This window comes from Marinobacter sp. THAF197a (assembly GCF_009363275.1).
Lineage (GTDB): Bacteria > Pseudomonadota > Gammaproteobacteria > Pseudomonadales > Oleiphilaceae > Marinobacter.
In genome coordinates, this window is record NZ_CP045324.1 from 3,612,507 (window position 1) to 3,623,834 (window position 11,328).

At 58.9% G+C, this 11,328-nt stretch carries 11 protein-coding genes; 9 read left to right on the plus strand and 2 right to left on the minus strand.

All coding sequences use genetic code 11. The annotated features are described in order from the left end of the window. Positions 1–3: 3 nt before the first annotated feature. Together FIV08_RS16795 and FIV08_RS16800 are read right to left on the minus strand one after the other, a co-directional pair. Positions 4–999 carry a DUF6976 family protein gene (locus FIV08_RS16795; protein ID WP_216646156.1) on the minus strand — a complete coding sequence of 332 codons (996 nt, stop codon included), beginning with the start codon at positions 997–999 and terminating at the stop codon, positions 4–6. Next, a complete protein-coding gene (locus FIV08_RS16800) occupies positions 996–1,718 on the minus strand; it encodes a hypothetical protein (RefSeq protein WP_152439171.1) in 723 nt (240 codons plus the stop codon). The genes FIV08_RS16795 and FIV08_RS16800 overlap by 4 nt, the downstream gene beginning before the upstream one ends. 407 nt (positions 1,719–2,125) lie before the next feature. Here FIV08_RS16800 and aroQ point away from each other — a divergent pair, with 407 nt between their 5' ends. The 9 genes from aroQ (at position 2,126) to purD (ending at position 11,196) form a co-directional block, all read left to right on the plus strand. Further along, positions 2,126–2,566, plus strand: coding sequence for a type II 3-dehydroquinate dehydratase (gene aroQ / locus FIV08_RS16805; protein WP_152439172.1), 441 nt, complete (start codon positions 2,126–2,128; stop codon positions 2,564–2,566). Between the two features lie 27 nt (positions 2,567–2,593). Further along, on the plus strand, positions 2,594–3,058 hold the full coding sequence (gene accB, locus FIV08_RS16810; RefSeq protein WP_106693879.1) for an acetyl-CoA carboxylase biotin carboxyl carrier protein: 465 nt from the start codon (positions 2,594–2,596) through the stop codon (positions 3,056–3,058). A gap of 18 nt (positions 3,059–3,076) precedes the next feature. Then, the gene (gene accC / locus FIV08_RS16815; RefSeq protein ID WP_152439173.1) at positions 3,077–4,423 is read left to right on the plus strand and encodes an acetyl-CoA carboxylase biotin carboxylase subunit; all 1,347 of its coding nucleotides are present in this window, start codon (positions 3,077–3,079) and stop codon (positions 4,421–4,423) included. Positions 4,424–4,425: 2 nt separating this feature from the next. Next, on the plus strand, positions 4,426–5,322 hold the full coding sequence (prmA, locus tag FIV08_RS16820) for a 50S ribosomal protein L11 methyltransferase (protein ID WP_072676222.1): 897 nt from the start codon (positions 4,426–4,428) through the stop codon (positions 5,320–5,322). Positions 5,323–5,429: 107 nt separating this feature from the next. Then, entirely contained in the window at positions 5,430–6,695 is a 1,266-nt protein-coding gene (locus FIV08_RS16825) for a DUF3426 domain-containing protein (RefSeq protein WP_152439174.1), read from the plus strand. Between the two features lie 200 nt (positions 6,696–6,895). Further along, positions 6,896–7,894, plus strand: a complete 999-nt coding sequence (gene dusB, locus FIV08_RS16830) for a tRNA dihydrouridine synthase DusB (RefSeq protein ID WP_138435836.1) — start codon at positions 6,896–6,898, stop codon at positions 7,892–7,894. Continuing rightward, a complete protein-coding gene (gene fis / locus FIV08_RS16835; RefSeq protein WP_058092452.1) occupies positions 7,891–8,208 on the plus strand; it encodes a DNA-binding transcriptional regulator Fis in 318 nt (105 codons plus the stop codon). Before dusB ends, fis begins: the two co-directional genes overlap by 4 nt. Positions 8,209–8,309: 101 nt before the next feature. After that, the gene (gene purH / locus FIV08_RS16840; protein ID WP_152439175.1) at positions 8,310–9,890 is read left to right on the plus strand and encodes a bifunctional phosphoribosylaminoimidazolecarboxamide formyltransferase/IMP cyclohydrolase; all 1,581 of its coding nucleotides are present in this window, start codon (positions 8,310–8,312) and stop codon (positions 9,888–9,890) included. A 22-nt stretch (positions 9,891–9,912) separates the two neighbouring features. Further along, a complete protein-coding gene (gene purD / locus FIV08_RS16845) occupies positions 9,913–11,196 on the plus strand; it encodes a phosphoribosylamine--glycine ligase (protein ID WP_152439176.1) in 1,284 nt (427 codons plus the stop codon). Positions 11,197–11,328: the final 132 nt, after the last annotated feature.

The following is an 11,328-nucleotide window of genomic DNA, read 5'->3' on the forward strand; positions in this document are numbered from 1 at the left end:
ACATCAGGCAGCGGGCTCCACAGTCAGAAATACCGCTGTCTGATTCAGCAGCTGATAGGCCACCTCACCGAAGGTAATCGGCCCCGTCAGCTCGGCAGTGGTCCGACCTTCCAGCTCCGAGTATAGGTAGTTGAGGATACAGTTACAGCCAAACACCAGATTACCGGCATGGTCAGGCATGGCGGCGAGAAACGCGGTCGGGTAATCTTCCACCGGCCGGGCAAAACGATAACTCACCCCCTCGAAAACCGGTGCATAAAGGTTTACCACTCCGGCCTGCTCGTCGACAGACTGAATGCTTACGTTGACCATTGCGCCACAGTAGTCCGCCACCAACGGCAGCTTCTGATGACGGCCTTCGCGCAACACAAGATCGGCGAAGTTGTGAGGCTGGCCATCCACCCGGCACCGACCTACCGCACGACTCGTTGCCTCGAACGTCAGCTCAGGGCCGGTGCCTGCTTCAAACAGATTGACGATATGAACAACCGCGGAGAGGCTGTCGTCCAGAGGCACATGGAGCACCACCGCCCGGTCACTGAAACACTCCCCGCTCCGACCATCAAAAACAACCGCTTTGCCCTGAGCCAGCTCATCGAGATGCACACCAGAGACCCAGCCTACAATCGGTTTCAGGTACATGTCGGGAAACTCCGGCGCATGGTGCGCATAGGCTTCCAACACCTTACTACCGGCAGGCAAAATTATGATCGAATAGCCATTCTCAGGGGCATCTTCCAGAACATTGCGCAGCGTGATTTCGTCGTAGTGGTTCACGCTGGCGTCCCCGTCACCGAGATCTTGCACAAACAGCCTGTCGCGGCAACACTGGCCACCATCGCCAGTCATGAAGTATGGCGTGCTCCCTCCCACCCAGGTACCCCGGGGCAGAGTGGCCAATAACGCCTCATCACCGGCAATGGCCAAAGCCCTTCCCGCCTTGATCAGCTCGGCTGCCTCCGTTGGGGTCATGATCCCCGCCTGCGTGGTTTTGCTCACGAGTCTATCCCCTCAGCGCTCTCTCGAAATGTCGCCAACTGGGCGATTTCATGACCAAGCTGTTTTTCGTGCTTGATAAAAAATCGTCTGAGCGTGTTCACCCTGAGAATCTTCGCATCGTGACTGGTCAGGCCCGAAAACTCCTGCCGACTCCGGGCCAGCAGTAGCTTGAGACTCAGAAGGCGAATATCCATCGGTGTGTCAGAGGCCAATAAATTGAACCACACGGGATCACCGGTCGGCGGAATAACCTGCCGGGCAGCGCCCGGCGAAGCACTTTCAGCCAAAGCACCTTCAAAGCCATGATCGGTACCATGCACGCCTTCGCTGATGGCATGGCGTATCTGCCAGGCCAGGTAAACGTCAATGTCGAGCAACCTGCACACTTGTCGATACCCCAGCCCGGCGTTCAGGCACTCAATCACCTTCTGGGCCAGACCATGCGTATAGTCATCACCGGCAGGGCCAAGAAACGGTACCGTCTCAGGCGGCTCTGCGCCCTGCTCCGGCAAACTGGCGTGGATGTAGGTTTTTAAAGGGCCCACATTGGCATGGCGCCAGCACGATTTCGGCTGCACAAATGCCGGCCGACCAAACCAGGACTTTCCGGTTCTGAGGTAGGCATGAAGCTCCCGACGCTGCGCATCCACCTTGATGCGGTCCACAACCCACGGTTCTTTCAATTCAAGTAACTGACGGCAGATCTCGGTGTCTCGCACGATACCTCCCTGGTAATCCCTATGCCTTGAAACACCCAGTCTGGCAGCATATTCCCGGGCCAGACAGCCGACTATCGCATCAATCGGCCGGGACTTAAGACCCAAGCCTACTGGGCACAAAAAGTACTGAACTGAACGTATCGCTCAGGCATCACCTCGTGCCCGCCGTTTTGTCGGCGCTGCATGAAACCAATGTCGAATACCGGCATGGCTCACCTTCATCGACAATGATTGTCATCAACGAAATGTCATCGCGCTTACAGCGATTGCTGTGTAACCTTTTTAAGACCAATGTACGACAGGCAAGATTGTCAAAAAGTGTTGATCTGAGGCTAACAAGTACGCACCATTGAGGTAACGTGCCGTTATCTTCGGCGATCCTGTAAAACACCAAGGCAGACAGAACCATGTCGACCATACTTGTGCTCCATGGCCCTAACCTCAACATGCTCGGCACCCGGGAGCCCGAGGTCTATGGCTATGAAACACTGGCCGATATTGACGACCGCTTGCACCAGACAGCGGCCGAGCAAGGTCACCACCTGCTGCATTTGCAATCCAATGCAGAGTACGAATTGATTGAGCGGGTACATGAGGCCCGGGGTGAGGGAGTGGATTTCATCATTATCAATCCTGCCGCCTTTACCCATACCAGTGTCGCCCTGCGGGACGCCATGCTGGCCTCCGGCATACCGTTCATAGAAGTGCATTTATCAAATGTGCATGCGCGGGAACCTTTCCGCCATCACTCCTATTTTTCAGATATCGCCGAAGGGGTTATCTGCGGGCTGGGCAGCCAGGGCTACGACCTTGCCCTGCAGGCTGCACTGCAACGAATTCACCGATAGACCAGAGACAACGGGACTGGAACAGTTATGGATATTCGTAAAATCAAGAAACTGATTGAACTGCTCGAGGAGTCAGACGTCGAGGAGCTGGAGATTCACGAGGGTGACGATTCAGTTCGTATATCGCGCCGTCGGGAACAGGCCTCCGGTGGCCATTACGTGAGCCACTACTCAGCACCCGCGCCCCAGGCTCCGGCACCGACCCCAGCACCCGAGGCAGCGCCGGCTGAACAAACCTCTGCACCAGCCGCCATCAATGGCCATGCAGTGAAATCTCCGATGGTGGGCACCTTCTACCGCTCACCGTCCCCGAGCGCTGCAGCGTTTGTCGAAGTTGGCCAGAAGGTAAACGTTGGTGATGTCATCTGCATTGTGGAAGCCATGAAGATGATGAACCAGATCGAGGCTGACAAGGCCGGCACCATCACCGAAATCCTGGTCGAGAATGGCCAGCCGGTGGAGTTTGACCAGCCCCTGGTCGTCATTTCCTGAATTCGGTGATTGTTAACCATGGCCATGTTAGAAAAAGTTCTGATCGCAAACCGCGGTGAAATCGCCCTGCGAATCCTCCGCGCCTGCAAAGAGCTGGGCATCAAGACGGTAGCCGTGCACTCGCAGGTTGATCGCGACCTTATGCACGTTCGTCTCGCTGACGAAACCGTCTGCATCGGTCCCAACAGCGCGACGGAAAGCTACCTGAACATCCCGACCATCATCAGCGCTGCAGAAGTAACGGACTCCGTAGGCATTCACCCGGGTTACGGCTTCCTGGCTGAAAATGCCGACTTTGCTGAGCAGGTCGAGAAAAGCGGCTTTCGCTTTATCGGACCGAAGGCGGAAACCATCCGCCTGATGGGCAACAAGGTATCTGCCATTGAAGCCATGAAGAAGGCCGGCGTACCCACCGTGCCCGGGTCTGACGGCCCGCTGACGGACGACGACGAGCGCACCCTCCAGGTGGCCCGCCAGATCGGCTACCCGGTAATGATCAAGGCCGCTTCCGGTGGTGGTGGTCGTGGCATGCAGGTGGTGCATTCCGAGGCTGCATTGCTGAAAGCGGTACAAATCACCCAGACCGAGGCCAAGAACGCTTTTGGCGACCCGACGGTCTATCTGGAGAAGTTCCTGGAAACACCACGCCATGTGGAGATTCAGGTACTGGCGGACATGCACGGCAACGTGATACATCTTGGCGACCGGGACTGCTCCATGCAGCGGCGGAACCAGAAAGTCATCGAGGAAGCCCCGGCCCCGAATGTTGACCCGGTATCCCGGGAACGCACGCTCAAGGCCTGCGTCGACGCCTGCAAGGAAATCGGCTACGTGGGTGCCGGCACCTTTGAATTCCTGTACCAGGACGGCGAGTTCTATTTCATCGAGATGAACACCCGGGTACAGGTTGAGCACCCGGTCTCAGAGATGGTGACCGGTGTTGATATCGTCCGTGAGCAGCTGCGCATTGCCAGCGGCCTGCCGCTGCAATACAGCCAGGACGAAATCCATATCTCCGGCCACGCCATCGAGTGCCGGATAAACGCCGAAGACCCGAAAACCTTCGTGCCCAGCCCCGGCAAGGTAAAACATTTCCATGCCCCCGGTGGCAACGGCATTCGTGTCGACTCCCACCTGTACAGCGGCTACACGGTACCGCCGTACTACGATTCCCTGGTGGCCAAACTGATCACCTGGGGCGATGACCGGGAGATTGCACGCCGGCGCATGAAGAACGCGCTGGACGAAATGCTGGTCGAGGGCATCAAGACCAACCAACCCCTGCATCGAAAACTGGTACGCGATGGTGGCTTTAAACAGGTAGACTTCACCATCCACTACCTTGAGAAACTGATGCGGGATTAACCATGCCCTGGATACAACTCCAGATTCCAGCTGATCCGGACACCGCGGATCAGCTGGAAGACCTGTTAATGGAAATGGGCGCAGACGCCGTTTCCATGGAAGACGCAGCCGACCAGCCCCTGTACGAACCCGACCCTGGCACTACCCCCTTATGGAGCCAGACCACGGTTACCGGCCTGTTCCAGTCCGACCGAAACACCGAGCAACTTTTAGCGGATATCCGCGACGCCTGGCATCAGCAAACCCAGCAGTCCCTACCCGAAATCGACGTTACCCTGGTAGAAGACAAAGACTGGGAACGGGCCTGGATGGACGACTTCCATCCCCTACAGTTTGGCAAGCGCCTGTGGATTGTCCCCAGCTGGCACGAAGCGCCAGACCCGGATGCGGCCAACCTGCTGCTGGACCCGGGCCTCGCCTTCGGCACCGGCACCCACCCCACCACGGCGCTGTGCCTGGAATGGCTTGACGGCCAGGATGTTGCAGGCAAGCAGGTGACAGACTACGGCTGCGGTTCCGGCATCCTGGGCCTGGCCGCCCTGCTGCTCGGCGCGGACCATGTCATTGGCGTGGATACCGATCCGCAAGCGCTGGAAGCCAGCCGGGACAATGCCCGTCGGAACGGCGTGGAAGACAACCGCCTGGATCTCTACCTGCCCGGCAAGGATCCGGACACCCGAGCCGACATCATGCTGGCCAATATCCTGGCCCAACCGCTCATTGGCCTGGCCCCGAGACTGGCGGAACTGACCAGGCCCGGCGGGGATCTGGTACTGTCCGGCATCCTGTTCAATCAGGCCCGGGAGGTGATGGACGCCTACGAGCCCTGGTTCACCATGGACGAGCCGGAACAGAAAGAAGACTGGATACGCCTCACAGGACGGCGCAAGGACGGATGACGAGCCCGGGCTTTACGACTAAACTGCCTCCTTTGTAGTGACAGATGTAGTGATAGATCAATGATCGAGAATCGATCTATCCGCGATCAAGCTTTCAGGAACGAAGCATGACCCAAAGCAGCCTGCAGACTCAGTGCCCTAATTGCGAAACCCGTTTCCGGGTGACTGACGAACAACTCAGTATCGCCGGGGGAAAAGTCCGTTGTGGCAGCTGCCTGAAAGTTTTCAACGCCATTGAGCACCAGGTCGTCAAATCCACCGGCAGCGCTGCGCCAGCCGCCACAGGTGGCAAAGCAGCAGGGGAAACCCCTCCTCCGCCCGCAGACACCCACGCAGGGCACGATGAAGAAGACTTTATCTTTGCCGACAACCCGGAAGAAGATGCCACAGAAGGTCGCTATGCCGGCAGCAAGCTGACGTTTTCCGATGACGAACTGAGCGACAGTTTCCGCTCATTTGATGAACCGGAAGAGTCCGGCTACCACGATGACGACCTGACCCCGGAAAAACAGGACGTCGACGAAAGCTGGGCGGAAGCCATGCTGGCGGACGATCAACCGGCACGGGCGCCGAAAGCACTGGCCGAACCTGAACCACAAACGCCAGAACCGGAAAACAAACCTGAGCCGGATCTGCAGCTGACACCCCAGGATTCGCCATCATCCGGGACACCTGACGCCGCCGACAGCCAAGAAACACCCGAGCCGCCAGCGCCAGGCAAAAGCAAGTCAGCCAGCCCTGCAACCGCTCCCGAAGAGCTTACGCTGGCGGCAACCGATGACGACCGGCCTGCGGCCCCGAAAGAACCGGCGCGCAAGGCTGATCAGGCGCCCGACACCCTGTATCGGGATCTGCGCCGCGACCCGGTATCGGTTGGCCAGGGCCGCAGTCGCCTGAGGGCCGCCCTCTGGACGCTCGTCGTTGTAGCCTTACTGGGCGCGCTGGTTGCCCAGGTAACCTGGTTCCAGTTTGATCGGCTGTCTGCCATTCCCCAGCTCCGGCCATTCTACGAGAAAGGCTGTGAACTGGCGGGCTGCCAGCTGAAACCGCTGATCAACGTAGAAGCCATCCAAAGCAGGAAACTGGTAGTCCGGACCGACCCTGACAACCGCACCCAGCTGATTGTCGACGCCGTCATCATTAACCGGGCCACCTTCGAACAGCCGTTCCCGGCCATCGCCCTGACCTTTTCCAATCTTAACGGCGATGTGGTTGCGCAAAGCACCTTTACCCCGGCGGAATATCTTGCCGGTGAGGCAGAATCTCTCAGCGCCATGCCCTCCGAGACCCCGGTACGGATTGCGATCAGTATCCGCGATCCGGGCCGCGACGCGGTCAATTACAACCTGAGCTTTCGGCCCTGGACACCCTGATGAGGGGCCGGGGCGACAGTTGACAGCGCAAAAGTCAACCAAAAAGCACGAAAAATAATCAATTTTTTCAGCACTTTTCCCCTTCAATCAGACCCCCTCCGGCGGTATCATTACCGCCCTTCGGAGACTGAAGCGGTCATAATTTAACCAGCCGCTTCTGGCCGAATCTTGCTTAAATCGCTGTGACACGGACTCAGATCATGCTGCCGACGGCAAAAATCGGGCCGTATACCCTGCCCAACCCATTGATAGTTGCACCCATGGCCGGTGTAACCGATCGACCCTTCCGGCAGCTTTGCCGGCGGATGGGAGCGGGCCTGGCAGTATCAGAAATGGTCATAGCAGACAGCAAACTCTGGCATACGCGGAAATCCCAGACTCGCCTGAACCATCAGGGCGAACCGGAACCCCGGTCTGTTCAGATTGCCGGTGGCGATCCGGACATGCTGGCCGATGCGGCGCGGCAGAATGCCGCCTTCGGGGCCCAGATCATTGATATCAACATGGGCTGCCCTGCCAAGAAGGTCTGCAACAAGGCGGCAGGCTCCGCCCTGATGAAAGACGAAAAGCTGGTCAGGGCCATTCTGGAAGCAGTGGCCAGCGCGGTGGACATTCCGGTCACGCTGAAAATGCGCACCGGTTGGGATCAGGACAACCGGAACGCGCCGGTGATTGCAAGAATGGCCGAAGACGCAGGCATCCAGGCCATCGCGGTTCACGGTCGCACCCGTGCAGACAAATACAACGGCGACGCGGAATACGACACCATCGCAGAGGTGAAGGCCAGCGTTGGCATTCCAGTCTTTGCCAACGGCGACATCACCACTCCGGAGAAAGCCCGGCAAGTGCTGACGCACACCGGCGCAGATGGTTTGCTGATCGGCCGAGGCGCACAGGGGCGACCCTGGATTTTCCGGGAAATCCTGCACTACCTGGAAACCGGTGAACACCTGCCAGAACCACCCCTGAATGAGGTGGAGCAGATCCTGTCAGAGCACCTGGCAGAGCTGCACGGCTTTTATGGCGAGAAAATGGGCGTGCGAATCGCCAGAAAACACGTGGGCTGGTACCTGCAGTCACACGACCAGAGCAAACAGTTCCGCAAACGCTTCAACGCCATCGACGATGCGCTGGAGCAGAAAGACAGCATCGAACAGTATTTTTCAGGCTTACGAAATGGAGAGGTATTCGCAGCATGACCGCTGAGACTTTGGCAAACGACACCCTGAGCACACCGGCAAACGATGATCTGCATCAGTTGCATACGGTAAACAACAGCGGCAACACCGTCACCCTGCGTGACAGCGTGGAAGTGGCCCTGAAGAACTACTTCGCGCAGCTGGATGGCGCGCCGGTTTCCGACGTCTACCAGCTGGTGTTGTCGGAAGTGGAAGCCCCGCTGCTGGAGCAGGTGATGAAATACACCCGCAACAACCAGACCAAGGCTTCGACCATGCTCGGTCTCAATCGCGGCACCCTGCGCAAGAAACTCAAGCAGTACGGTCTGCTATAATCAGACTTGTCCCTGAAGGGCCTCCCGGATGCGTTCGCGAGGCCCTTGTTCTTTATATCCAGGCTATCCCCGGCTTATCTGAACAGCGAAGAAAGTGACCCATGGCAAACCAGGCTAACACCCCCGTCCGTCGCGCCCTGATCAGCGTGAGTGATAAAACCGGCATCGTCGACTTCGGCCGTGCCCTGACTGAACGCGGCGTTGAGCTGCTCTCCACTGGCGGCACCTTCCGCCTGCTCAAGGAAAACAACGTACCGGTCACTGAAGTGTCCGACTACACCGGTTTCCCGGAAATGATGGACGGCCGGGTAAAAACCCTGCACCCGAAGATCCACGGTGGCATTCTGGGCCGTCGCGGTACCGATGATGCGATCATGGGCGAGCACGGCATTAACCCCATCGACATGGTGGTGGTGAACCTGTACCCGTTTGAAGACACCGTGGCCAATCCGGATTGCGATCTGGCCACCGCCATTGAGAACATCGACATCGGCGGCCCCACCATGGTCCGTGCTGCGGCCAAGAACCACAACGATGTCGCCATCGTAGTCAACGCTTCCGACTACAGCCGGGTACTGAAAGAGCTCGACAACAACGATGGCCAGCTCTGCTACAACACACGCTTCGACCTGGCGGTAAAGGCCTTCGAACACACCGCCGGTTACGACGGTGCCATCGCCAACTACCTGGGTGGCCGCACCCCGGACAACAACAACGCCGACTTCCCCCGCACCTTCAACGCCCAGTTCGTGAAGGTCCAGGATATGCGCTACGGAGAAAACCCGCACCAGCGTGCCGCTTTCTATGCCGAACGCAACCCGAAGGAAGCCTGCATCGCCACGGCCAAGCAGCTGCAGGGCAAGGAACTGAGCTACAACAACGTGGCCGACACCGACGCCGCCCTGGAATGTGTGAAGCCCTTCGCCGATCCGGCCTGCGTGATCGTCAAGCACGCCAACCCCTGTGGCGTGGCCATCGGTACCGATATTCTGCAGGCCTATGACCTGGCCTTTGCTACCGACCCCACCTCGGCCTTTGGCGGCATTATCGCCTTTAACCGGGAACTGGACGCCAAAACCGCCCAGGCCATCGTTGACCGCCAGTTCGTGGAAGTCATCATCGCCCCGAGCGTGGCGCCGGAAGCGGTTGAGATTGTCGCCGCCAAGAAGAACGTGCGCCTGCTGGCCTGCGGCGAGTTCGACGGCGAGCGCGCCCAGACCATGGACTACAAGCGCGTGACCGGCGGCCTACTGGTGCAGGACCGTGACCTGGGCATGGTCGCGATGGAAGACGTGAAGGTAGTCACCGAGCGCCAGCCCACCGAACAGGAACTGAACGACCTGCTGTTCGCCTGGGAAGTGGCCAAGTACGTGAAATCCAATGCCATCGTGTACGCCAAAGCCGGCCGCACCATCGGCGTGGGCGCAGGCCAGATGAGCCGCGTTTACAGCGCCAAAATCGCTGGCATCAAGGCCGCCGACGAAGGCCTGGAAGTGAAGGGTTCGGTCATGGCCTCTGACGCCTTCTTCCCGTTCCGGGACGGCATCGATGCTGCGGCAGAGGCCGGCATCACCGCCGTGATCCAGCCGGGCGGTTCTATGCGCGACCAGGAAGTGATCGACGCCGCTAACGAGCACGGCATCGCCATGGTCTTCACCGGCATGCGCCATTTCCGTCACTGATCAAAGAATTCAGGAGCAACACATGAACATTCTGGTTATTGGCAGTGGCGGGCGCGAACACGCCCTGGCCTGGAAAGCCGCGCAATCCCCGCTGGCAGATAAAGTCTTCGTAGCACCGGGTAACGCCGGTACCGCCCGGGAACCGAACCTGAACAACGTCGACCTGGACGTGATGGACCTGGACGGCCTGGCCAACTTCGCCGAGCAGAACAACGTGGGCCTGACCATCGTCGGCCCGGAAGCCCCGCTGGTGGCCGGCGTGGTGGACAAGTTTGAAGCCCGCGGCCTGCGTATCTTCGGCCCCAGCGCCGGTGCTGCCCAGCTGGAAGGCTCCAAGGCCTTCACCAAGGATTTCCTGGCGCGCCAGCAGATCCCGACCGCCGACTACGCCAATTTCACTGATGTGGACGAAGCCCTCGCCTATGTACGTGATAAAGGCGCGCCGATTGTGGTCAAGGCCGACGGCCTGGCCGCCGGTAAAGGCGTCATCGTCGCCATGACCCTGGCCGAAGCCGAAGACGCCATCCGCGACATGCTGGCAGGCAACGCTTTTGGCGATGCCGGCAGCCGTGTAGTGGTTGAAGAGTTCCTGGACGGCGAAGAAGCCTCCTTCATCGTGATGGTCGACGGCAAGAACGTGCTGGCCATGGCCACCTCCCAGGACCACAAACGAGTGGGCGATGGCGACACCGGCCCCAACACCGGCGGCATGGGCGCCTACTCCCCCGCTCCGGTGGTCACCCCGGATGTGCACCAGCGCATCATGGACGAAGTGATCTACCCCACCGTCAACGGTATGGCCGCCGAAGGTCACCCGTACAAGGGTTTCCTGTATGCCGGCCTGATGATCGACACCAACGGTGCACCCAAGGTCATTGAGTTCAACTGCCGCTTTGGCGACCCGGAAACCCAGCCGATCATGCTGCGCATGAAGTCGGACCTGGTGGAACTGTGTCAGGCTGCCGTGGATGGCAAACTGGACCAGTGCGACTCCGAGTGGGACGACCGCGCCTCTGTAGGCATTGTGCTGGCGGCCGGTGGTTATCCTGCCGACTACAGCAAAGGTGATGTGATCTCCGGCCTGCCGGAAGGTGAAACAGAAGGTGAGAAAGTCTTCCACGCCGGCACCAAGCTGAATGGTGAGGATGTGGTGACTGCCGGTGGCCGGGTGCTGTGCGCCACCGCTTTGGGCAACACGGTGACCGAAGCCCAGCAGCGTGCTTACCAGCTGGCGAAGACCATCAGCTGGAACGGCATGTTCTACCGGAACGACATTGCCTACCGGGCCATTGCCCGGGAACAGTAGAGCTGCCTGCTAGCGAATCACAACCCGGCCCCGCGCCGGGTTTTTTATGGTCGAAAGCCAATAGGAACTTCAAATCTACATCATAATAATTACTTGTTGTTAACGCTTATCATTTGTATAGTTGCAACCCTT

Excerpts from the sequence above, each read along its gene's own strand:
- aroQ (WP_152439172.1), top strand. The coding sequence starts at position 2,126 with ATGTCGACCATACTTGTGCTCCATGGCCCTAACCTCAACATGCTCGGC.
- purD (WP_152439176.1), top strand. The coding sequence starts at position 9,913 with ATGAACATTCTGGTTATTGGCAGTGGCGGGCGCGAACACGCCCTGGCC.
- prmA (WP_072676222.1), top strand. The coding sequence starts at position 4,426 with ATGCCCTGGATACAACTCCAGATTCCAGCTGATCCGGACACCGCGGAT.
- dusB (WP_138435836.1), top strand. The coding sequence starts at position 6,896 with ATGCTGCCGACGGCAAAAATCGGGCCGTATACCCTGCCCAACCCATTG.
- accB (WP_106693879.1), top strand. The coding sequence starts at position 2,594 with ATGGATATTCGTAAAATCAAGAAACTGATTGAACTGCTCGAGGAGTCA.
- fis (WP_058092452.1), top strand. The coding sequence starts at position 7,891 with ATGACCGCTGAGACTTTGGCAAACGACACCCTGAGCACACCGGCAAAC.
- accC (WP_152439173.1), top strand. The coding sequence starts at position 3,077 with ATGGCCATGTTAGAAAAAGTTCTGATCGCAAACCGCGGTGAAATCGCC.
- purH (WP_152439175.1), top strand. The coding sequence starts at position 8,310 with ATGGCAAACCAGGCTAACACCCCCGTCCGTCGCGCCCTGATCAGCGTG.
- FIV08_RS16825 (WP_152439174.1), top strand. The coding sequence starts at position 5,430 with ATGACCCAAAGCAGCCTGCAGACTCAGTGCCCTAATTGCGAAACCCGT.